At 63.2% G+C, this 20,966-nt stretch carries 21 protein-coding genes; 3 read left to right on the top strand and 18 right to left on the bottom strand.

Annotated elements, in window-relative coordinates:
* Nucleotides 1-35: 35 nt before the first annotated feature.
* The 4 genes from RFM41_RS23220 to RFM41_RS23235 all read right to left on the bottom strand — a co-directional run bounded on the left by RFM41_RS23220 (nt 36) and on the right by RFM41_RS23235 (nt 4,689).
* Nucleotides 36-971 carry a putative B6 ABC transporter permease subunit 1 gene (locus RFM41_RS23220; protein WP_320251445.1) on the bottom strand — a complete coding sequence of 312 codons (936 nt, stop codon included), beginning with the start codon at nt 969-971 and terminating at the stop codon, nt 36-38.
* 3 nt (nt 972-974) lie between these two features.
* Nucleotides 975-2,072, bottom strand: coding sequence for a putative B6 ABC transporter permease subunit 2 (locus RFM41_RS23225; protein ID WP_320251447.1), 1,098 nt, complete (start codon nt 2,070-2,072; stop codon nt 975-977).
* Complete coding sequence (locus tag RFM41_RS23230; RefSeq protein ID WP_320251449.1) at nt 2,069-3,637, bottom strand: putative B6 ABC transporter ATP-binding protein; 1,569 nt, start codon at nt 3,635-3,637, stop codon at nt 2,069-2,071. The genes RFM41_RS23225 and RFM41_RS23230 overlap by 4 nt, the downstream gene beginning before the upstream one ends.
* 74 nt (nt 3,638-3,711) lie before the next feature.
* On the bottom strand, nt 3,712-4,689 hold the full coding sequence (locus RFM41_RS23235) for a putative B6 ABC transporter substrate-binding protein (protein WP_430691553.1): 978 nt from the start codon (nt 4,687-4,689) through the stop codon (nt 3,712-3,714).
* 151 nt (nt 4,690-4,840) lie between these two features.
* On the opposite strand from RFM41_RS23235, the gene RFM41_RS23240 reads away from it, so the two are divergent.
* Entirely contained in the window at nt 4,841-5,266 is a 426-nt protein-coding gene (locus RFM41_RS23240; RefSeq protein WP_320251453.1) for a hypothetical protein, read from the top strand.
* Nucleotides 5,267-5,302: 36 nt separating this feature from the next.
* Here the strand turns inward: RFM41_RS23240 and RFM41_RS23245 are convergent, their stop codons facing one another.
* The 10 genes from RFM41_RS23245 to RFM41_RS23290 all read right to left on the bottom strand — a co-directional run bounded on the left by RFM41_RS23245 (nt 5,303) and on the right by RFM41_RS23290 (nt 14,740).
* Nucleotides 5,303-6,313 carry an ABC transporter substrate-binding protein gene (locus tag RFM41_RS23245; RefSeq protein WP_320251455.1) on the bottom strand — a complete coding sequence of 337 codons (1,011 nt, stop codon included), beginning with the start codon at nt 6,311-6,313 and terminating at the stop codon, nt 5,303-5,305.
* A gap of 36 nt (nt 6,314-6,349) precedes the next feature.
* Nucleotides 6,350-7,165 carry an ABC transporter permease gene (locus RFM41_RS23250; RefSeq protein ID WP_320251456.1) on the bottom strand — a complete coding sequence of 272 codons (816 nt, stop codon included), beginning with the start codon at nt 7,163-7,165 and terminating at the stop codon, nt 6,350-6,352.
* Nucleotides 7,162-7,995 (bottom strand): ABC transporter ATP-binding protein, encoded by an 834-nt coding sequence (locus RFM41_RS23255; RefSeq protein ID WP_320251457.1) that lies wholly within the window; start codon nt 7,993-7,995, stop codon nt 7,162-7,164. The genes RFM41_RS23250 and RFM41_RS23255 overlap by 4 nt, the downstream gene beginning before the upstream one ends.
* 121 nt (nt 7,996-8,116) lie before the next feature.
* Complete coding sequence (fhmpcd1, locus tag RFM41_RS23260) at nt 8,117-9,046, bottom strand: 5-formyl-3-hydroxy-2-methylpyridine 4-carboxylate 5-dehydrogenase (RefSeq protein WP_320251458.1); 930 nt, start codon at nt 9,044-9,046, stop codon at nt 8,117-8,119.
* Nucleotides 9,046-10,680, bottom strand: a complete 1,635-nt coding sequence (locus RFM41_RS23265; protein ID WP_320251459.1) for a GMC family oxidoreductase — start codon at nt 10,678-10,680, stop codon at nt 9,046-9,048. Before RFM41_RS23265 ends, fhmpcd1 begins: the two co-directional genes overlap by 1 nt.
* Before the next feature lie 109 nt (nt 10,681-10,789).
* The gene (locus tag RFM41_RS23270; RefSeq protein WP_320251461.1) at nt 10,790-11,512 is read right to left on the bottom strand and encodes a class II aldolase/adducin family protein; all 723 of its coding nucleotides are present in this window, start codon (nt 11,510-11,512) and stop codon (nt 10,790-10,792) included.
* 72 nt (nt 11,513-11,584) lie between these two features.
* Nucleotides 11,585-12,043 carry a YbhB/YbcL family Raf kinase inhibitor-like protein gene (locus tag RFM41_RS23275; RefSeq protein WP_320251462.1) on the bottom strand — a complete coding sequence of 153 codons (459 nt, stop codon included), beginning with the start codon at nt 12,041-12,043 and terminating at the stop codon, nt 11,585-11,587.
* 23 nt (nt 12,044-12,066) lie between these two features.
* Nucleotides 12,067-12,645, bottom strand: a complete 579-nt coding sequence (locus RFM41_RS23280) for an amino acid synthesis family protein (RefSeq protein ID WP_320251464.1) — start codon at nt 12,643-12,645, stop codon at nt 12,067-12,069.
* Between the two features lie 75 nt (nt 12,646-12,720).
* Entirely contained in the window at nt 12,721-13,860 is a 1,140-nt protein-coding gene (locus RFM41_RS23285) for an FAD-dependent oxidoreductase (protein WP_320251466.1), read from the bottom strand.
* Nucleotides 13,861-13,903: 43 nt separating this feature from the next.
* Entirely contained in the window at nt 13,904-14,740 is an 837-nt protein-coding gene (locus tag RFM41_RS23290) for an alpha/beta fold hydrolase (protein ID WP_320251467.1), read from the bottom strand.
* 180 nt (nt 14,741-14,920) lie between these two features.
* Between RFM41_RS23290 and RFM41_RS23295 the strand changes: the two genes are divergently transcribed.
* Both RFM41_RS23295 and RFM41_RS23300 read left to right on the top strand, forming a co-directional pair.
* Entirely contained in the window at nt 14,921-15,592 is a 672-nt protein-coding gene (locus tag RFM41_RS23295; protein WP_320251468.1) for a GntR family transcriptional regulator, read from the top strand.
* 150 nt (nt 15,593-15,742) lie between these two features.
* Nucleotides 15,743-17,302, top strand: a complete 1,560-nt coding sequence (locus RFM41_RS23300; RefSeq protein ID WP_320251470.1) for a GMC family oxidoreductase — start codon at nt 15,743-15,745, stop codon at nt 17,300-17,302.
* Between the two features lie 189 nt (nt 17,303-17,491).
* On the opposite strand, the gene RFM41_RS23305 is transcribed toward RFM41_RS23300, so the two are convergent.
* The 4 genes from RFM41_RS23305 to RFM41_RS23320 are packed head-to-tail and all read right to left on the bottom strand — an operon-like array spanning nt 17,492 to nt 20,857.
* Complete coding sequence (locus RFM41_RS23305) at nt 17,492-18,220, bottom strand: ABC transporter ATP-binding protein (RefSeq protein ID WP_320251471.1); 729 nt, start codon at nt 18,218-18,220, stop codon at nt 17,492-17,494.
* A complete protein-coding gene (locus RFM41_RS23310) occupies nt 18,220-18,984 on the bottom strand; it encodes an ABC transporter ATP-binding protein (protein WP_320251473.1) in 765 nt (254 codons plus the stop codon). The genes RFM41_RS23305 and RFM41_RS23310 overlap by 1 nt, the downstream gene beginning before the upstream one ends.
* A gap of 2 nt (nt 18,985-18,986) precedes the next feature.
* Entirely contained in the window at nt 18,987-19,946 is a 960-nt protein-coding gene (locus RFM41_RS23315; RefSeq protein ID WP_320251475.1) for a branched-chain amino acid ABC transporter permease, read from the bottom strand.
* Entirely contained in the window at nt 19,946-20,857 is a 912-nt protein-coding gene (locus RFM41_RS23320; RefSeq protein ID WP_320251476.1) for a branched-chain amino acid ABC transporter permease, read from the bottom strand. Before RFM41_RS23320 ends, RFM41_RS23315 begins: the two co-directional genes overlap by 1 nt.
* Nucleotides 20,858-20,966 lie beyond the last annotated feature (109 nt).

A 20,966-nucleotide genomic window follows, 5' to 3' on the forward strand; every position in this document is an offset into this window, starting at 1 on the left:
ATTGTTGCGCGGCTCCCGTCCGCGTGTCCGGTTTTTCAGCGCGCGCCGCGCTCGTATGGAATGCCGAGTGCGGCGGGCAGGCTGGCGCGCCTCCCGAACAGCACCAGCATGATCATCACCGCCAGGAACGGCAGCATCTGGATGATGTCGGTCGGAATGTTGATGCCCGCCACCTGCATGGCCGTGGTCAGCGACAGGCACACGCCAAACAGAAGGGCACCAAATAGCACCCAGATTGGATGTCCCCGCGCCAGCATGGCCAGCACGATGCCGAGGAAGCCGGCGCCGTTGGTGATGAAGGGAATGAAAAGGCCGGCTCCGACATTGGCAAGATAGGCGCCGCCTAGCCCGGCCAGAGCGCCGGTCGACAGCACCGCAATGGCGCGTGTCCTGATGACGTCGATACCCGCGACATCGAGCGCGGCTGGCTTGTCGCCGGCGGCCTGCAGGTTGAGGCCGAGCTGCGTGCGCCGGTAGAGATAGCTCATGGCGAAAACCAGGGCGACCGCCAGATAGACGATCAAGTGATGCTTGAAGAAGGCCGGCCCGATGACGGGAATGTCCGACAGCAGCGGAATGACGGTCGCGTCCGCCGCCGGCAGGCGGGGATAGCTGCGCGAAAACTGGAAATGATGGAGCAGCGCCGTCAGGCCTTCCAGCCCGAGCGTCAGCGCGATGCCGATGACGATCTGGTTCAGCCCGATGCGCACGCAAAGCAACACCATGATCAGCGCCACCGCGATGCCGCCAGCGGCGCCAGTAAGGAAGCCGAGCCAAAGCGACCCCGAATAAAAGGCGCCGACGAAACCGAGATAGGCGCCGGCCAGCATCATGCCTTCGATGCCGATGTTGAGCACGCCGGCCTTTTCCGACATCTGCTCGCCGAGGCCGGCAAGCAGCAGCGGAATGGCCGCGGTGACGGCACCGAACAGCAGCGCGCTGAGAAAGACTTCGCTGAAGAGCCCGGTCATGTCTCAGGCCTTTCTCGACTGGTTGTAGCGGTGGTCTACATATTCGGCGAGGGCGAGCACGATCAGCACGATCGAGACCAGCACCAGCGTGAAGTGATTGGGCACGCCCAGCCGCCGCGCAGCGCTCTCGCCGCCGATCGAAAGCACCGAAAGCAGGAACACGAAGCCGATCGCGGCGAAGCCGTTCATGCGCGCAAGGAACACCGCGGGAATGACCGCCAACCCATAGGCGGGATTCCAGTCGGCGCGGACATTGCCCTGCACGCCGATGATGTCGACGGAGCCGGCAAGGCCGGCGAGACCCGCCGAAATGGCGAAGACGGCCATGGTCAGGCCGGGCACGCCCAGCCCAGCATGGACGGCCGCGCGCGGATTGGCGCCGACGATCCTCAATTTCAGTCCGAACGCCGTGCGCGTCATCACCAGGTGCACGATGATGATCGCCGCAAGTCCGAGCACAAGGCCGCTGGTGATGGTCGTGTCGAAGAGCCGCGGCAGCCTGTCGTCCACCGGCAAGGTACGGGTCTGCGGCACGGTCGTGCCAGGGTCGCGGAACACGAGCTTGACCAGCACGTTGGCAAGCGAGGTGCCGAGGAAAGTCATCATCAGCGTGGTGATGATCTCGTTGACGCCCTGATAGGCGCGCAGCAGCGCCGGTAGCAGCGACCAGATCATGGCCACCACCGTGGCGATCAGGAATGAACAGATCAGCGCCAGCCAGGCAGGCATGACCTGCACCAGGACGGGAGCGCTGGCGGCCGCCGTGACCGCTCCGAGCAGGAACTGGCCGTCGCCGCCCAGGTTCCACATGCCGGCGCGAAAGGCCACGATCAGGCCGGCGGCGAGAAACAAAAGCGGCGCCATGCGCGTCAGCGTCTGCTGGATCCCGAGCGGCGAGAACAGCCCCTTCTCCAGCACATAGCCGTAGTAGGCGAGCGGGTCGACGCCGACGGCAAGCAGGATGCAGCCGGCGATGACGAGAGCGGCAAGGATGGGTCCGAGCGTCATCAGCAGCCGGTGCAGTATGTCGCGGCGGGTGGTGGCGCCGCTCGTGGCGTCGAGTGCGGTGGCGCCGGCGCCAGGTGCGGTGTCGATGCTCATGCGGCTAGTCCAATCATCAGGCGGCCGACCTTGATGCGGGCCTCTTCGGCATTGGCGACCGTGCCGACCAGCGAGCCATTGGCGATGACGGCTATGCGGTCGCACATGCTGAGCAGTTCCTCGAGGTCGGTGGAGATCAGCAGCACGGCGAGGCCGCGCGCCGCCGTGTCGCGGATGCGCTGGCGCGAAGCCATTGTGTTGGCGAGATCGAGCCCATAAGTCGGCTTGTTGAAGATCACCGCCTTGGCGCCTTCGGCCAGTTCGCGCGCCAGGAGCACCTTCTGGATATTGCCTCCCGAGAGCCGGGCGACAGGCGTCTTCAGGCTGGGTGTGCGCACATCGTATTCGCGTACCAGATGGGCTGCGCGCCTGTCGATCTCGGCGCGCTGCTCGACGCCGCCGCGCCAGAAGGGCGCGGCGCCAACCTGCTTGAGGAAGAAGTTGATGGAAACGGGGAACGTGCCCACCGTGCCCTCGCCCAGCCGGTCGTCGGTCAGATAGCGAAGGCCGCGCTGGCGGCGTTCGCCGACGCTCAAGGCTTCGATGGGGGTGTCTTCCAGCCGCACCGAGCCGCCGATCGCCGCACGCTGCCCCGCCAAGGCCTCGGCCAACTGCTTCTGGCCATTGCCGTCAATGCCAGCGATGCCGAGTATCTCTCCCGGGCGGATGTCGAACGAGATCGACGACAGGCCGGGCGCGTTGTCGGTCGGCGCCACCGTCAGGTCGACCACCCTGAGCAATGGCGCGGCTTCGGCGTGGACCGCGCGGACGGGGCGTTCGACCGCTTCGGGATCGCCCTTCTGCTTACCGAACATCAGTTCCACGATCTCCGAGATGATCTCCTGCTCGCCAAGCGCGCGAAACCGTTCGGGCGGAATCTCACCAACCTTGCGACCGAGCTTGAGCACTGAGATACGGTCGCCGAAGGCCGCGGCTTCCTTGAGCTTGTGGGTGATGAAGACGATCGCCAGCCCCTGCTCGACGAGGCGGCGCATCAGCGCGCCGAGCCCCTCGATGCCCTTCGGGGTCAGCATCGACGTGGACTCGTCGAGGATCAGCAGGCGACTGTTGCGCACCATGGCGCGCAATATCTCGACCTGCTGCTGCTCGCCGAGCGAAAGTTCCGAAACCTTGGCATGCAGCTTCACGGTTATGCCAAGGCTGCTGGTGATGCCCGCGACGCGGGCCTCGAGTTCCTCCGTCTTGGGCCGCTGCCACCATGGCCCGCCAAGAAGCAGGTTCTCGGCCACCGTCAGCGTCGGCACCAGCATCATGTGCTGGAACACCGTGCCGATGCCCAGCGCCAGCGCATGGCGCGGCGAAGCGATCGGCGTCGGCTTGCCATCGACCAGAATGCGCCCCTCATCCGGCTGCTGCAGTCCCGACAGCATGCCGATCAAGGTGGATTTTCCCGCGCCGTTCTCGCCGAGCAGCACATGCACCTCGCCGGGGCGGATCGACAGGTCGATACCGTCATTGGCGACGATGCCTGGAAAGCGTTTGGTCACGCCTTCGAGCGCGACGATGTCGCGCTTGTCGGCGGGCAATGAAGAAAAACTGCTCATGACGGCCCAGCACTGAAAAGCGGGAAATATCCGGAGGGGTGAACCGGTCGCCCCTCCGAAAGCTGTTGGTCGCCTTACTGGGCGACGCTTGTCATCAGCGCCCTGACGGCGGCGGCGTCATAGACCGGATCGACCTTGATCTTGCCGGAGATGACGTCGTCGCGCACAGCCTGGATCTCGGACCATACCTTGTCCGGGATCGCGGCGGTCTTCAAAAGCTTCACGGAATCGTCCTTGAGGCCGATCGCATAGTGCTTGGTGCCGAACGTGTCCGCCTTGATGTCGGCGATCATCGCCGCATAGACCGGCTCGATGTTCCACACCACCGACGAAAGCAGGAAGCCCTTGTCGATGGGCGACTTGTCGCCGATGACGTCGATGAAGTAGACCTTCCCGCCATCCGTGGCCTTGGTGGTCTCGACCGCCTGCAGCATGCCGAAGCTGGAGCCGTTGCCCTGGCCGAAGATGATGTCGGCGCCAGAGGCGATCACGCTCTCGGTCACGCGCTTGCCGCCTGCCGCGTCGCTGTAGGCGGCTGGGCCGATCACCGCATAGGTGATCTTGACGTCCGGGTTCTCCGCCTTCACGCCTTGCGCGAACGCTGCCGACTGCGAGTTCCATGACGGCGGTTCGCCAGACACGACGATACCGACCGACTTCGAGCGCGACATCTTGGCGGCAAGCCGGCCGGCGAGATAAGCGCCCTGGTGGCCGCTGAGCGTGTAGTCGGCGACAAGACCTTTCTCCAGGCCGTTCGGCGTGTCGACGATCGCCACCGGAACCTTGAGTTCCTTGGCGATCTCAGGCGCTGAGGTGTTGTAGCCGCTGGCATGCGCGATCAGCAGGCTGGCGCCGTCTGACGCGAGTTCCCGCAGCGTCGGACGGACGTCGCCATAGCCGAGCCCCTGGGCCACGACCACTTCGACACCGGCTGCCTTGCCGGCCGCCTTGGCGGCGTCGATACCTTGCTGGTTCCAGCCATAATCGGTGCCTTCCTCCGGCGTCAGGATGGCGATCGACTTGACTTCGCCAGCCAGCGCGCTTCCGAGCAAGACGCCACTCAAGATGACTGCGCTTACACTACTCTTAAGAATCTTTAACATGTTACCCTCATTGTTTGATTTACCAATCAATATTCTTGTTGTTATTGCGCCGAAGCGAGATAGACTGCCTGAGAAAAGTTACCCATGGAGCCCAGGCAAAGTGAAAATTCGTTATGTCCTCCCGGTGATGCTGTCGTTCACATCCCTCGCCAACGCGGTTGAGTTGCACCATGTCAACGTCCGGAAGGGCACAGATGGGCTCGACATGGTCCCGTTGACGATTTCGAATGCGGGCAATGAAGAACTGGCCTGCAATGCCGACTTCGCCCACTGGTATTCGGCTGGGATCGCAACGATCGAGTCCGGCAAGAGTGCCCGGCTCGAGCTGTGGTTCGACCCCAAGACCGGCACGTTCACGATTCTCAACGACAAGCGCGAGAACCTGCCCATCGAGCGGCTGTGGTGCGGCCTGTCGCGCCGCGCATATGCCACCCGGGCACAGATCACGCTCGACCGTACCGACGCGGCCGAGGGGAGGCGCGCTGTGTCCTGCGGCGTGGAGCAGGACAGGCTGGCGTGCCGATAGGCGCCCATCGATCCGTCGACCCGCGTCATGGCGCGCCTATTCCTTCGCCAGGAACTTGTCGGTGAAGACGTCATCCGCCGGCAGGGCCGTCTTGAGCACGCCCTGATCGGTGAGCGTCTTCAGCGTTTCCTCCCACTGCGCCTTCGTCATCCAGCCGAGACCGTGCTCCTTGGTGTCGGGGCTGGTGAAGGTCGAGGCGATGTCGGCGTTGATCTGCGCAAGCAGCACATCCTTCTTGTCCGCGTAGCCTGGAGCTGCCTTGGACGTGATCTCGGCCGCCTCTTCCGGATGGGCGACGACATAGTCGAAGGCTTCCCGGTAGGCTTTGACGAAGCGGGCGACGACGTCCGGCTTGTTCTTGATCATCTTCTCCGAGGTGAACAGGCCGGAGCCGTAGGCCTTCCAGCCATGGTCCGCGCCCATCATGATGCTGAGCGAACCGGGACCGCCCGCCTTGGCCTCCAGTTCGGGAACCTCGGCGTCGACATAGCCGACAACCGTCTGGACCCGGCCCAGAAGCAGATAGCTTTCATAGGGTGGCGAGACGCTGTTCAGCGTCATGTCCTTCTCGGTCAGGCCATTGGCTGCCAGGAATCCCTTGAAGAAGATGTAGGTCGAACCGGCCGGATGAATGCCGATGGTGAGACCCTTGAGATCAGCCGGCTTGGCGAGCTTCACCGTCTTGGCCAGCGAGACGATCGCCAGTGGCGAATGCTGATTGACGGCGGCAACCGCCACCACCGGGACATTCTGCGACCGTGCGACGGCGAGCGTGGGAAGATCGCCGAAGCCGAAATCGGCGTTCTCATTGCCGACCAGCCGCATGGCGTCGGGCGACCCTGAGCCCTTGCGGATCTCGGCGACATCGATGTCGTTCTTGGCGAAGAAGCCTTTTTCCTTGCCGACGAAGAACATGGCGTGGTTGCCACGCACCACCCAGTCGAGCTGGACGTTGACCTTGTCCGCCGCCAGCGCCCCGCCGGAGAAGCCAAGCGTCCCGGCAAACGCTGCGAGCGTGGCCGCCTTGATGAATGAGCGTCTTAGCATTGATTGATCCTTCTGACGTTGGCTCGCCCAGGAAACCTAGGCGTGGCTGAATTTCGGTGCCCATGGCACCACGATGCGTTCGAGAATTTCGGCTGCGTAGTAGAAGGCGATGCCCAGCACCGAAACGAGGAGCAAGGCGGCGAAGACCAGCGCGGTGTCGAGCTGGGTCGAGGCGAACTGGATGACATAGCCCAACCCGTCCGAGGCGCCGGCGAATTCGCCGACGATGGCGCCGATCACGCTCAGCGTGGCGGCTATCTTGGTTCCTGCCATCAGGTTCGGCAGCGAATGTGGAACACGGATCCTGAATAGGATCTGCGTCTGGCTGGCGCCGACCGAATTCATCAGCGACAGCAGCGATCGGTCGACCGACTGCATGCCCGCCAGCATCGACAGCGTCACCGGGAAGAAGGCGATCACCAGGATCAGGCCGATCTTGGGGGCGAGCCCGTAGCCGAACCAAAGGATGAAAATCGGCGCCAGCGCCACCTTGGGCACGTTCTGGAACAGGACCACCAGAGGATAGAGCGCGCGTCCCAGCCAGTCGAAGCGCACGATGACCAGCGCGATGACGACGCCGACCACGACAGAGACGAGGAAGCCGAACAGGATCTCGCCGGCCGTCACCAGCGTGGCCTGCATGAGGGTCCCCCATTGCGCGACAAGCGATTGCGCTATCTCGGACGGAGCAGGGATGATGAAAGCCGATATGGCGAAAATCCGCACCACGGCTTCCCACACCACGATCGTGGCCAGCAGGAGGATGACCGCGGGCAGCCAACTGCTGGTCGCCGCGCCCCAATTCGAGGCAATCCGAGGCTCTGAGAGATTGGAGAGAGGTTGATCGCTCATGACGCGTCTCCCGGTTGATGGCTGGCGCGCAGCATCGTGCGAAGCTGGACGACCAGCCTGACGAATTCCGGGTCTTCCGTTACCGACAGGTCGCGCGGGTAAGGCAGGCCGACGTCGAGGCTCCCGGTGATCCGCCCCGGCTTGATGCCCAGGACATGGACATGCCGCGACAGGTGTATGGCCTCGTCGATGGAGTGGGTGACGAGGACGATGGTCTTGCCGGTGCGCTGCCAGATTTCGAGTAGCGACTGGCCCATCGAGTCGCGGGTGATGGCGTCGAGCGCGCCGAACGGCTCGTCCATCAAGAGCACCGCCGGATCGAGCGCGAGCGCCCGCGCGATGGCGACGCGCTGGCGCATGCCGCCGGACAATTCATGGGGGCGCTTGTGGGCGCTGTCGCCCAATCCCACCAGTTCCAGCATTTCCTGCCCCCTCGCCCGCAGATCCGCGCGCGAGAGCGACTTGTCGGCAATGCTGAGCAGCAACGACGCGTTGTCGACGGCATTCTTCCACGGCAGCAGGTTGGCGTCCTGGAAGACGAGGCCGATCATGCGCTTGCGCGCGGCCTCGACCGGCGAAAGCCCGGCGATCGAAACGCTGCCGCTTGTCGGATTCACCAGCCCGGCAAGCACTTTGAGCAAGGTGCTCTTGCCGCAGCCGGAAGGGCCAATGAGGGAGACGAACGATCCTTTCGGTATCGACAGATCGATATTCTGCAGAACCAGTTGCCGGGCCAGCGTCACCGAAACGCCCTTGGCCAGGATCAGGTCGTCGTCGTGACGGATATGGGCCGGCCGGCCGCCGGCCGCTCGAATGGGTTCAATGCGCATGGCTTGCCGCTCCATGAACTGCCGTCAGAGGTAGCCGTGCCGGCCGGTGCCCAAAGGCGCGCCCGGCGCAAACGGCCAGCGCTCCAACCCAACCCGCCCTGTGAGCTCGACGCGCCATCGGCTACTCCCGGCCTTCCAGGATGCGCCGCACCGCGACGAGCTTGCGCGCGCGGTCGGCTTGCAGCGCCTTGGTCTGCTCGGGCGTATAGGAGAACATGCCTTCGCCCGACTTGATGCCGAACTTCGAGGCGTTCGTCCTCTCCAGCACCATCGGCGCGACATCATCGCGGTTGGAGAGATCGGCGTTGAGGAAAGACGAGACGGACTTGTAGATATCCAGGCCCGCCATATCGAGCAGCGCCATCGGTCCGATCACCGCGATCTTGTAGCCGATGCCCCAGGACACGCATGTGTCGAGATCTTCCGGCTCGATGACGCCGCGCTCGACGAGGTCGACCGCCTCGCGCAGCAACGCATAGAAAACGCGGTTCTCGACGAAGCCCGGTACGTCCTTCTTCACCACCACCGGCAGCAGGCCGATCGAGCGGATCAGCTCGCGGATCGTCGCCACGGTCTGCGGCGCGGTCTTCTCGCCGCCGATCACCTCGATCATCGGGATGATGTGTGGCGGGTTCGACCAGTGCATGCCCACCATCCGCTCGGGATGCGAGATATGCGCCTGCAGCTTGGTGATGGGGATGCCGGAAGTGTCGGACGCGACGATCGTGTCCGATGAGATCAGGCCATCGATCATTCGATAGACTTCAGCCTTGACCGAAATGTTCTCGGGCACGTTCTCGATGACTAGATCGGCGTCCGCCACCGCATCGCCGATATCGTCAGTGAAGCGGACCGTTCCGGCGCCGGCCGACGAGGGCGCGACGCCAAGGGAGTCGAGAACGCCCTCTGCCGTGCCCAGCATGGTGCGCGCGCGCTCAATCGCTGCCGGGGCGACATCATAGGCGGTCACCTGCAGGCCGCCCCTGGCGAGCCTGGCGGCCATGCCCGGCCCCATCGTGCCCAGACCTATGATGGCGATACGTCGGATCATCACGCTGCCCTGCTTTCTATTGTTGCTTTCGATGCCGCGATGAGGTCGGCGGCCTTCTCGGCGATCATGATCACCGCCGCGTTGATGTTCCCGCAGACCAGGTCGGGCATGACGGAGGCATCCACCACGCGCAGGCCGTCGACGCCGCGAAGGCGCAATTGCGGGTCGACGACCGAGGCCGCGTCGGCGCCCATCCGGCAGGTCCCGGCGGGATGATGCACGGTGATGGAGGTCTTGCGGATATGCTCGTCGATCTCGTCATCGCTCTGGCACTTGGGGCCGGGAAAGAACTCCGCCTCGATGAAGGGCTGCATGGAGGGCTGGGCGGCCAGGTTCCTTGCCACCCGGAAACCGGCCCGCAGCGATTGCCAGTCCTTCGGGGAGGCGAGGAAATTCTGGTGGATAAGCGGCGCCGCGGCAGGATCGGCCGAGGCGAGTTTCACCGCTCCCCTGCTCTCGGGCTGCGTCGCCACGATCCGTGTCGCGAAGCCGTCCGCAAACGGCGCCTTGAACGGCTGAAGATATGGCCATGCGGCGAGTGGGGCAGCAGTGAACAGCAGCTGCACATCCGGCAGCGGCCGCTCCGGTGCGCTTTTCAGGAATGCCACGACCCCGCCCGGCACATCCCCCGAAAAACCGCTTCCCGTGAGATAAGTCTTGAGGAAATCCAGGCCGATCCGGTCCGCGCGCATATTGCGCAGGAACGGGCCAGGGGTCCGGCGCCGGTACATAAGGATGACTGAGACGTGATCCTGCAGGTTCTTGCCGACCGAAGGTGAGTCGACCCGCGTCTGGATGCCGTGCGCCGCAAGCTCGTCGGAGGCCCCGATGCCGGACAGCATCAGGAGCTGCGGGGTGTTGACCACCCCGCCCGAGAGCAGGACTTCCCTGCGGGCGATGACCGTCCGCTCGGCGCCGTGATGCTTTATCGTCACTCCTTTGGCGCGCGTGCCTTCCAGCACGATCTTCGTCGCCATCGCTTCGGTCAGCACGGTCAGATTGGGGCGCTTCAAGGCCGGCCGCAGATAGGCAGACGCAGCCGAGCTGCGCCGGCCTTTGGCGATCGTCATCTGGAGGCGGCCGAAACCTTCCTGCTGTTCGCCATTGTAGTCGCTCGTCTGCGCATAGCCCGCCTGCAGGCTGGCCTGCGCAAAGGCCTCGATCAGTGTGTCCTTGTAGCGGCAGAACTGCGTGTTGAGCGGGCCGCTTCCGCCACGGAAGCGGCTTTCGCCGCCTTCCCAGCTTTCCTGCTTGCGGAAATAAGGCAGGACCTTCTCATACGACCAGTCGCTGAGCCCGCCGGCGGCCCAGCGATCGTAGTCCCCGCGGTTTCCGCGCACATAGGCCATGGCATTGGTCGACGACGATCCGCCGATGACCTTGCCGCGCGCGCATTCGACGCGGCGGCCGCCGACATTGTCTTCCGGCTCGCAGAAATACATCCAGTCATGGCGGCGTTCGGTCAGGATCTTGCCCCATCCAAGCGGGATATGGATCATCGGGTCGCGATCCCAGCCGCCGGCCTCGATCAGCAGCACGGAACATTGCGGGTCGGCGCTCAGCCGGTTAGCGAGCACGCAACCGGCCGATCCGGCCCCAACGATGATGTAATCGTAGCTTTGTGCGTGCGGCATGGTTCTACTGCTTTCGCCTGACGCTCTGGCCCCGGAGAATTTTCGAGGTCGGGGCTGGATACCCTGGCAGGGAGCAGGCCGTGCCAGGGTGTTCAAAGACCCGCTGGCGCTAGGCCAGACCCGCTTCCCTAAGGCGCTGCGACCAGTGATCCCATCCCCGGTCGATTTGGGCGCCGACGAGGTTTCCCGCAGCCTTGATTTCGCCTGGCGACAGATACTTGATCTTGCCGATCTGCAGGCCGGCGGTCTGCGCTGCCGCTTCCTGTTCAAGATAGAAAGCCCGGAACACCACCTGCCGGACAGAACTGCCGACATTGACGACACCGTGCCGCGCCATGAGGACCACGGTCTGGTCGCCGAGGCTTTCGGCTATATCCCGGCAGACGCTCGGGCTGCCGCCGAAGAGGTCCGTGGCGTCACCCTGCTTGTCGCGTATTTCGTAGACGGGAACCGACTCGCCGAGAAACGCGCCCATATGGGTCACGGGCCGCAACGGCTGGTCGGTAAAGCAATAGGGCAGGACGGCCGGAGAGTGGCTGTGGAGCACGCAGTTGACGTCAGGCCGCGCCTTGTAGATCTCGCTGTGGATGTAACGTTCCAGGTAGGACGGCCGGTTGTCCGTGGTCTCGCCATCGAGATTGAACCGCAGCATGTCGTCGGCCGTTATCAGGCTTGGCGCAAGCTTCTGGGCGAGGAAGAAACTTTGGGGATCCTCGGGGTCACGGGCGCTGATGTGCCCGAACGTGTCCAGGATGCCTTCGTTCAGAAGTATCTTCGTCGCTGTGACCAGTTCTTCGAAGACCTTACGGTGCGCTGCGCTTTTGTCTTTCATTTCCAATTCTCCCATTGCGCAACGATGACGACCATTTTTATTGTTGTTGTCGGCCGCCGGCGACGCGGGGTTTCACTTGTTCTCGTAGATGCCGACGATCCGATTCTGCTCGATGATGTTCCCGGCATATTTCTGCAGGAACTCTTCCCTGGTGGGCGTCCCTTCGACCTTCGTGTCCAGGGCATAGACCCAGAAGTAATAGTGATGCTCGCCATGTCCGGCGGGAGGCTGGGGGCCGTAATATTGCTTGTCGCCGGCGCCGTTGGGTCCGACGCGGAACTTCCGCTGCGCGTCCGAAAGATCGGTGGTCGACGGATCTATCCCGTAGACGACCCAATGCGTGAAACCGTTGGCCAAGGGCGCGTCTGGGTCATGGCAGATGACCGCGAGCTCTTTCGCACCTGCCGGGACGCCGCTGACGGTCAGCCTGGGCAACACGTTGCCTTTGTCGCCGGCATGCTCGTCGCGCAGTTTCCCGAGCGGCTGGAAATCCGCGGAGGTGATCTTGAGGTCCTTGATGTTCAGGGGCATGGAATTGATCCTTTTCGATCGAACTAGACGGCGGCCTCGAGGTCGGCGACGGTTTTGCCCCCGACGCGCTGATGCACGCGCGGACCCGATGCAACGGCGACGCAGATCAGAAGCTCATCCGGGCGCGGGCCATCCGGCACGGAGAAGGTGACGGCATCGTAATGGGAACGGATGTAGAGCTCGTCCTTGTGGGCGAGAGGAATATCGATCGCCGTGCCGGCAGCGGCGACCTTGCTGACCGATGAAATCCAGGCCCTGCCGCCTCCCACCTGCTGCCGAAGCGGATCGCCGAACAGCGTGGTGATGCAGGCGACGACATGCTCCTGTTCGCCGGCCGTTCCGGCGATGCCGCCCTTGCCGTAGCTGTTGACCGGCCGGTTGCCGAGCAGCGCCGCGGCTCGTTCGCCAAGCGCATGGCCGATGGCGGGGCTGGGATTCACGATATCGGACAGGTCGGCGACAAATTTGCCGGCAAAAGGATTGCGGATGACGACCCCTACCGCGACTTTGATGAGCGTGTCGCCGGGTTCCCCGCCGTCATGCCGGATCTCATGGACAGTCGAATACCAGCCCCGAACGTCGTAGTTTTTTTCAACTTCCAATGAATGGTCCATATTATCTCCCGAGGAGAGCACAGCTTCTGCCGCGCGATTGATCTGTTGACCGGCCGGGCCGAATTATTGCGGCCATGAAAAAACGCGGCGCAGCGGGTCGTAACGCGCTGCTTCCAGGGCTGCGGGTGTGAACATGTTTCCCTTCGAGAGCGAACGGTTCGCCGCATAGTCGCCGGACAGTGCCTGGCAGCGATCGGTGATCGGGCGAATGCGCTTCTCCCAATCGACGAGCGCGTCTTCGACGGAAGAGCCCGTCTCCAGGTCCTGCGACAGGCTGAAGGCATTGACCATCGCGCAGCCGGCGCCCTGGGCAAGAGCCGGGCACATCGCGTGCGCGGCATCGCCGACAAGGGCGACCTTGCCCCTCGTCCAGCTATCCAGCTTGGTCGTCTCGTATTTGTCGTATCGAGCGGTCTTCAGCTTCGCCGCCTCGACCAGGCACGGCTCCAGGAAAGGAAACATCTCGACCCAGACTTCGAGGTCGATCGGCACTGCCGATCCACGCGGATCGGCGGCTGGAGCCATCAGGCCGAGATAGAGTTCGTTCTCGTTGCAGGGCGAATAGAGGATACGCTGGACACGCGGCCAGAAGTTCCACATGTCGATGGTGTTGTCCCACTCGCCATGGCCGAGTTCCTTCTTCTTGCGCGGGACGATCAAACGGATGAGGCCGTCCTTCGATATCCATCGATCCTGCGTGAAGCCGATGGAGTCCCTCACCTTGGAGCCGACGCCGTCGGCGCCGACGATCAGGTCGGCTTTGAGGACCTCTCCGGTTTGCAGGGTGAGGCGGCCTTCCGGATCGGCGGCGACCGCCTCGGAATTGACGCGGATGTCGACACCGAGCGCGCGGGCGCGGTTGACCAGCGCATCATGCAGATGGCTCCGGGTCATGATGCGCCATGGCAAGCCGTTGAACGTCTCCTTGGAGACGGACTTGTTGTGCATCCAGGTCTCATAGGTCGGAGGTGTATGCGAACCCTGGAGGACCTCGTCCAGCGCGCCCAACCCTTCGAGGACGCGAAGGCCGTTGTGCCAGAGATAGATGCCCGCGCCGAAGGCCCTGAGCTCGGAACTCTTTTCGTGCAGCCGGACATCCCAACCGTTCTGCCGCAGAGCGATCGCGGCCGTCAGGCCGGCAAAGCCGCCACCCGCGACCTCGGCACGACGCGTCTTGCCCGGAGTGTTGTTTACATTGGCCATTTTCTGTCTTGATCCTGCATGCAAGAAGACGGCTGCTCGACCGTCAGGCGTCGATGAAATTGGTGATGGCTTTCAGCGTGATCTCGGGCGAGACCTCGTTGACGTAGTGGTCGGCGTCCGGGACGACGACCACGGGCAGGTCGGGCCGCAGTCGGCTCGTCTTTGCCAGCGCCGCCGCTGAGACCAGCCTGCTTTGTTCCCCGCGGACAATGAGGACGGGTCTGGTCACGTCCCGATAGGTCTGCGTCAAGTCTGCCCGCAGGCCTTTGGCGGTCTGCGCCATGCCCGCAGGCGACGCCAAGGGGCGCAAGCCTCCCTCGACCCGCTGATAGCCGCTTTCGGCCCTGATCTTGATGGCGCCGGCGGGGATGTTCGGATAGCGGCCGGCCAGATATTCTTCGACGGCCTCGAGATCCTTGAAAAGCTTGCTTCCCGCGTTCACCCGGGATTCCAGCGCATCCAATGCCTCGGTCTCGATGTATGGCGTGAAGTCAATTGCGACGACTGAGCGTACCAGGTCTGGATACCTCACGGCGGCCGTGACCGAGTTTCTGGCGCCGAGCGAATGTCCGACGAGGATGGCAGGACCCCGGCCGAGCGTGCGTATCAGGCTGGCGATGTCGTCCGCGTAGTCATTCGCCTCATAGCCGCTTTCCGGCTTGTCACTGAGGCCATGTCCTCTCTGATCGACAGCCACAGTCGTGAAGCGATCCGAGAGCCGAATCATCAACGGCGCGAAGACCGCGGAGTTGGAGGTTATGCCGTGGAAAAACAGCATCAACGGGCCGGTACCGCTCTCTCGCACATTCAGGACGATGCGATCGGTATCCACACGTCGCGAACCAATCTGCCTGGAAAGTATGCCTGCCACGACGTTCATGATCCCCGGTGCTGCTGCTTGCTCGCAGAAGAGGATCACACAACCACTGGGGCGTCAACCTATATTGTCTGACATTCTTGCAATCTTAAGAATTGACAATCTGGCCATTCCCACTGTCCAATGCCACCGGCCTCGCATATGATGCGTCAGATTCTGACCTGAGCCCGTGAGACGTAACCGATGCCGCCCGAACTGAATTTGCGGATTTCGCCACGAACAGTGCAGCAGGAGACTGTCGGCAAGTTGCGGCTCGCCATCCTGTCCGGCCTGTTTGAGCCGGGAAGCCGCCTTATTGAGAGCCAGTTGTGCGCACAGCTCGGCGTAAGCCGCCCCTCGCTAAGGGAGGCATTGCGCAGCCTCGAGGCCGAACGCCTGATCGAGATCGTACCCAATCGCGGGCCGTCGATACCGGCGCTTTCGTGGAGCGAGGCAACCGCCATCTACGAGGTTCGAGAGCTGTTGGAAGTGGAGGCAGCCGGACGATGCGCTACCAGAATCCCGACCGAACAGTTGCACGAACTTGAGAAGTCTCTTGCCGCATTCGAGGAGGCGGCCTCAAGTAATGACAGCCTGGCCCAGGTCATGACCGCAGCCGACTTCTATTCAATAATACTCGCGAATTGCGGCAACCCCATCCTTGAGGAAGTCCATCGCGGTCTGGTGGCCAGGATCAGCTTTTTTCGAGGGCGATCGATGTCTTTGGAGGGCAGAGCGCAAAGCAGCCTGTCGGAGATGCGCGAGATATACGAATCGATTGCCGCCGGCGACGAGAAAGCCGCCCGTAAAGCCTCGAAACGACACCTCTTGAAGGCCAAAGCGGCGGCAAAGATGTCCATGAATAGCGAGAGTTAAGGCCTCGGAGACGTCCGACTGGAGTCTCGCAATCCTTCCTGTGTTTCGGATCGCGCATCCGCCCGGCCGGGATTGGCGAGCTGGGTTGGCTGCGGAACCGTCGGGCACGCAACCGCCGAAGCTTGGACTTGATAAGAATATGGAGGGGAGATGACCAAGGCGATTGGCGGGCACAACCCGAGTGCCGATGTCGTCATCGTCGGCGGTGGCTCGGCAGGCTCGTTGCTCGCGGCGCGGCTGAGCGAGGAGCCGGCCCGCCGTGTCATGCTGATAGAGGCGGGCGAGGAAGAGAGCGATCCCGATATCAGGGTTCCAGCCGCCTGGCCCGCGCTTCAGGGCCGCAGCTACGATTGGAACTATCCCACGGAGCCACAGAAGGGGACCGCGGGCCGGGTACATCGCTGGGCGCGGGGCCGGTTGATCGGCGGGTCAAGTTGCCTGCATGCGATGGGCTACATGCGCGGCCATCCCTCGGACTTCCAGGCGTGGGTCGAGGTGACTGGCGATCGCCGATGGAGCTGGGATGAATTGCTACCTTCATTTCTGGCGATCGAAGATCATCCGCTCGGAGGCAGCAGCCTTTACGGCAAGGGTGGGCCGATGCCCGTCTATCTGCCGTCGGATCATGTCAGTCCGGTGGCGCGCGCATTCATCGAAGCCGGCGCCTCTCTGGGCCTGCCACGTCTTGAGGGCCACAACAGCGGACAGATGATCGGCGTCACCCCGAACTCCCTGAACATTCGGGATGGGCGGCGGGTTACTGTGGCCGACGCCTGGCTCACGCCGATTGTTCGAAGCCGCGGAAATTTAACTGTCCTAACGGGATCCCAGGTGCGCCGGCTCACCTTGGATGGCAATCAGGTGCGCAGTCTCGAAATTGTGGGGCCACACGGCAGCCCCTTGGAAGTGCTTGCGGATCAAGTGGTGCTGTGTGCCGGCGCGCTGGAGAGTCCGGCTTTGCTGATGCGCTCGGGCATAGGTCCGCACGATACGCTTGAGGCCGCCGGTGTGGGCTGTTTGATCGATATGCCGGAAATCGGTCGAAACCTTCAGGACCATCTGCTGGGCGCAGGCAACCTGTATGCGGCCCGCAAGCCGATTCCGCCATCACGCCTCCAGCATTCCGAGTCGATGGCCTATATGCGAGCTGCCGGGTTCACCGGTACCGGGCAGCCCGAAATTGTCGTTGGTTGCGGCGTGGCGCCGATCGTGTCCGAACGCTTTGAGGCGCCTGCCGCCGGCACGGCATATTCGTTGCTGTTCGGGATCACTCATCCGACGAGCCGCGGCAGCGTGCGTATAAGCGGGCCGGAGCTCGATGATCGATTGATCATCGACCCCGCATATCTGCAAACCGGCCAAGATCGAAAATTGTTTCGACAGGCCCTGGAGGCGGCACGAGAGATCGGTCATCGAGACGAGCTTGCCGATTGGCGAGAGCGCGAACTTTTGCCAGCCGCCCTGAATGGTGAAGCGGAGATCGACAATTTCATAGCGCAGTCGGTCATCACACATCATCATCCCTGCGGTACCTGCAGGATGGGCAAGGATGCCGGTGCCGTTGTCGACCCTAATCTGAGGCTCAAGGCGCTCGACAATCTTTTTGTCGTTGACGCTTCGATCATGCCCAGTCTCACCGCAGGACCGATTCACGCTGCCGTTCTCGCGATCGCCGAGACCTTCGCCCGGACCATGAACACAGCGCATTGATTCTTGCCGATCCCGTGTTGGACATACACTTGGAGGGGCGAGCGAGATTTCGTGGCCTTGGCGCGGCGCTATCCCAGTGGACATGTTGATCGCAAACGACAAGCCTGACCGACGGGATCGGCTATCAACTGGGCGTGGCGGGAGATCTGAGACGGTCTCGAAAGCGCAAATCCGCACATTGACGGTCAGTCAGGCCGCGACACCGCCCAGATAGGCGCTGATGACCGCATCATTGTTGGCGAGATCGCTCCCCCGCCCCTCAAGCACTATACGTCCGCCCTTCAGAACGTAGCCGTAGTCCGCGAACTTCAATGCGACTTTGCTGTTCTGTTCCACCAATAGGATCGTCACCCCCTCGCGATTGAGGCGCTGCACGATGTTCATGACTTCCTTGATCAGCTGCGGCGCCAGCCCCATCGAGGGTTCGTCGAGCAGCAGCACCTTCGGGGCGGCCATGAGAGCTCTCCCGATCGCCAGCATCTGCTGCTCTCCGCCGGACAGGTTCCTTGCATCGCCATTGTGCCGTCGCGCCAGGATCGGGAAGAGCTCGAACACATGATCCAGCCGCCGTCGCCGCTCTGCATCGTCGGTCAGCGTGAACGAACCCAGGTCGAGATTCTCCTTGATCGTCATGTCGCCGAAAATGCGCCGTCCCTCGGGAACGTGAACAAGACCGCGGTGGGGCAACCGGTGGGCCGGGACCTTGGTTATGTCCTCACCCAGGAACCGGACACTTCCCGAGGACGCCGCAATGAGACCGGACAGCGTTCGCAATGTCGTGCTTTTGCCGGCGCCGTTCGCGCCGAGCAATGCCACGATCTGGCCACGCCTTATCGAGAGGCTGACGCCATGAAGCGCCTCGATGCTGCCGTAGCGCGTGACGATCCGGTCGGCCGCAAGGACAATATCGGTGTCCATCAATCCTCCGTGCCGAGATAGGCTTCGATGACTTTGGGATCGGCGCGCACGGCCTCGGGCGCGCCATCGGCGATCTTCTGCCCATAGTCGAAGACAACGATCTTTTCCGATACCTGCATCACCAGCCCCATATCGTGCTCGATCAAGAGCACGGTGACGCCCGTCTCGTCGCGAATGCGGCGGATCAGATGCACCAGGTCGAGCTTCTCGCGCTCGTTCAGCCCGGCGGCGGGCTCATCGAGCAGGATGATCTCCGGTGTCGAGGCCAAGGCCCTTGCAAGTTCAAGCCGTCGCTGGTCGCCGTAGGATAGGCCGCCGGCGAGACGATGCGCATGCTCGGCGATGCCGACGAAGTCCAGCCAGCGCATTCCCGCCGCGCGTATCATATCCTCCTCCCGCCGTTGCGACGGCAGGTGCAGGATTGCCGAGACGATGCCGTGGCGGCTGCGGCAATGCTGGCCGGACATGGCGTTTTCCAGAACCGACATTTCCTTGAACAGCCGGATGTTCTGGAAAGTGCGGGCAAGGCCAAGCGCCGTGATGCGGTGCGGCGGCAAGCCCGTGATCGGCCGGCCGCCCAGCCGGATCGAGCCGCCCTTTGGCCTATAGAAGCCGGTCAGGCAGTTGAAGAGGGACGTCTTGCCCGCGCCATTCGGCCCGATGAGGCTGTTGATGGCGCCCTTCTCCACCGAGAACGAAATATCCTGCAGGACCTTCAGCCCTCCGAAGCTGAGGCGCAGATCGCGGACTTCCAGCAAAGCCATGGTCAACCCCGCTTGTCCGGCCACAGGCCGTTCGGCCTGAAGAGCATGATTGCCAGCAGCGCCACAGCCGTCACCAGCGGACGATAAGTGCCGACTCCGCGCAGCACTTCCGGCAGCAGGGCCACGAGGATGGCACCCAAGACCACACCGGGAATGCGGCCCATGCCGCCCAGGACGACGCCCAACAGGATCAGAAGCGACTGGTTGAAGGTGAAGCTTTCCGGCGAAATCGCGGTCATCTTCGCGGCATAGAGGCAGCCGGCCACCGACGCGATCACGGCCCCCATCATGTAGGCCTGAAGCTTGGCCGACACGCGGTTGATGCCGATCCCGGCGGCGGCGTCCTCGTCATAACGGACATAGAACCAGGCACGCCCCATGCGCGACCGCTCGACGCTCAGGCAGACGAAAACGGCGAGCAGCGCCAGCGCCAGGAATGCGTAGTAGAAATGCTGCACCTGCATCAGCTTGAAGCCGAATATCTCCGGCCGCTCGATACCGACCAGACCGCTGGCGCCGCCGGTGATATCGAGGTTGCGGGCAATGATGCGCACGATCTCGCCAAAGCCCAGCGTGACGATCGCCAGATAGTCGCTGCGCAACCTCAAGGTCGGCGCGCCGATGATGATGCCGGCCAGGCAGGCAGCCGCCATGGCGACAGGAATGGTGAGCCAGAAGTTGAAACCGAATTCCGAGGTCAGGATGCCGGTCGTGTAGGCGCCAACGGCAAAGAAGGCCGCATAGCCGAGGTCGAGCAGACCGGCATAGCCGACGACGATGTTGAGACCGAGGCACAGCACCACATAGAGCAGCGCCGTTGTTGCCACCTCCGTCACATAGGCATTGGCGAATTGCGGCAGCGCGAGCGCGCAACCCAGAGCGACGAGACCGGACAGCAAAAACGAGCGCCGCACCAATGGCGGTTGCGCGGCGGCGGACAAGGTGCTCGCTCCGTCGCTCATCACACCCGCTCCACAACCGAGCGTCCGAGCAGGCCGGTTGGCTTGAAGACCAGGAACAGGATCAGCGCGCCGAACACGAAGACGTCGCGCCATTCCGATCCGACGAAGGGCAACGATGATCCGTAGGCCTCGAGAAGGCCGAGCAGCAGACCGCCCAGCATGGCGCCCGGTACACTGCCGATGCCGCCGATGACGGCCGCGGTGAAGGCCTTGAGCCCCATGATGAAGCCCATGAAGAAATGGACGCTGCCATAGTAGGCGCCGGCCATCACGCCACCGCCGGCCGCAAGTGCCGACCCCATGAAGAAGGTCAGCGCAATCACCCGATCGACATCGATGCCCATCAGGCGGCTGGCTCCCATGTCGATCGACACGGCGCGCATCGCCTTGCCGTACATAGTGCGCGAGACAAAGGCCTGCATGCCGGCCATCAGCAGGATCGAGGCGGCGACAAGCACGATCTGTGTGTAGGTGATGTGCACGGCCGAAACGTCCAGGCCCGCAAAACCGAGATCGGTGTTGAATGCGAAATGCCGCCCGCCGGTCAGCGCAAGCGCCGTGCCATTCAGGACCATCGAGGCGCCGAGCGCGGTGATCAGGATCGACAGGCGCGGCGCGTTGCGCATCGGCCGGTAGGCGAAGCGCTCGATGACGACACCGAGCAGGCCTACGGCGAGCATCGAAACCAGCAACGCGCAAACGACACCAAGCCAGCCATTGCCAACCCATATGCCGACGAAGGAAAACACGATAAGGCCGACGAAGGCGCCGCTCATATAGATATCGCCATGCGCGAAATTCAGGAGCTTGATGACGCCGAAGACCATGCTGTAGCCGAGCGCTATCAGGGCGTAGAACGAGCCGACGATCAGGCCGTTCACCAGTTGCTGAATGACAAGGTCGAGCGTCATTGATGCTCCGGTGCAGGTATTGGAAAAGTCGTGCCTTGGCGCGGCATCGATACCCCGCCCAGAAAACGAGCCGAAAACGACAATGGTGCCGAGGCTGGCACACTGCCGC

The organism is Mesorhizobium vachelliae, from assembly GCF_033977325.1.
In the GTDB taxonomy this organism is placed as follows: domain Bacteria; phylum Pseudomonadota; class Alphaproteobacteria; order Rhizobiales; family Rhizobiaceae; genus Mesorhizobium; species Mesorhizobium vachelliae.

Bases quoted from the DNA above. Each gene is read 5' to 3' on its own strand.
- RFM41_RS23220 (WP_320251445.1), bottom strand. From the start codon at position 971: ATGACCGGGCTCTTCAGCGAAGTCTTTCTCAGCGCGCTGCTGTTCGGT.
- RFM41_RS23225 (WP_320251447.1), bottom strand. From the start codon at position 2,072: ATGAGCATCGACACCGCACCTGGCGCCGGCGCCACCGCACTCGACGCC.
- RFM41_RS23230 (WP_320251449.1), bottom strand. From the start codon at position 3,637: ATGAGCAGTTTTTCTTCATTGCCCGCCGACAAGCGCGACATCGTCGCG.
- RFM41_RS23245 (WP_320251455.1), bottom strand. From the start codon at position 6,313: ATGCTAAGACGCTCATTCATCAAGGCGGCCACGCTCGCAGCGTTTGCC.
- RFM41_RS23250 (WP_320251456.1), bottom strand. From the start codon at position 7,165: ATGAGCGATCAACCTCTCTCCAATCTCTCAGAGCCTCGGATTGCCTCG.
- RFM41_RS23255 (WP_320251457.1), bottom strand. From the start codon at position 7,995: ATGCGCATTGAACCCATTCGAGCGGCCGGCGGCCGGCCGGCCCATATC.
- fhmpcd1 (WP_320251458.1), bottom strand. From the start codon at position 9,046: ATGATCCGACGTATCGCCATCATAGGTCTGGGCACGATGGGGCCGGGC.
- RFM41_RS23265 (WP_320251459.1), bottom strand. From the start codon at position 10,680: ATGCCGCACGCACAAAGCTACGATTACATCATCGTTGGGGCCGGATCG.
- RFM41_RS23270 (WP_320251461.1), bottom strand. From the start codon at position 11,512: ATGAAAGACAAAAGCGCAGCGCACCGTAAGGTCTTCGAAGAACTGGTC.
- RFM41_RS23275 (WP_320251462.1), bottom strand. From the start codon at position 12,043: ATGCCCCTGAACATCAAGGACCTCAAGATCACCTCCGCGGATTTCCAG.
- RFM41_RS23285 (WP_320251466.1), bottom strand. From the start codon at position 13,860: ATGGCCAATGTAAACAACACTCCGGGCAAGACGCGTCGTGCCGAGGTC.
- RFM41_RS23290 (WP_320251467.1), bottom strand. From the start codon at position 14,740: ATGAACGTCGTGGCAGGCATACTTTCCAGGCAGATTGGTTCGCGACGT.
- RFM41_RS23295 (WP_320251468.1), top strand. From the start codon at position 14,921: ATGCCGCCCGAACTGAATTTGCGGATTTCGCCACGAACAGTGCAGCAG.
- RFM41_RS23300 (WP_320251470.1), top strand. From the start codon at position 15,743: ATGACCAAGGCGATTGGCGGGCACAACCCGAGTGCCGATGTCGTCATC.
- RFM41_RS23305 (WP_320251471.1), bottom strand. From the start codon at position 18,220: ATGGACACCGATATTGTCCTTGCGGCCGACCGGATCGTCACGCGCTAC.
- RFM41_RS23310 (WP_320251473.1), bottom strand. From the start codon at position 18,984: ATGGCTTTGCTGGAAGTCCGCGATCTGCGCCTCAGCTTCGGAGGGCTG.
- RFM41_RS23315 (WP_320251475.1), bottom strand. From the start codon at position 19,946: ATGAGCGACGGAGCGAGCACCTTGTCCGCCGCCGCGCAACCGCCATTG.
- RFM41_RS23320 (WP_320251476.1), bottom strand. From the start codon at position 20,857: ATGACGCTCGACCTTGTCATTCAGCAACTGGTGAACGGCCTGATCGTC.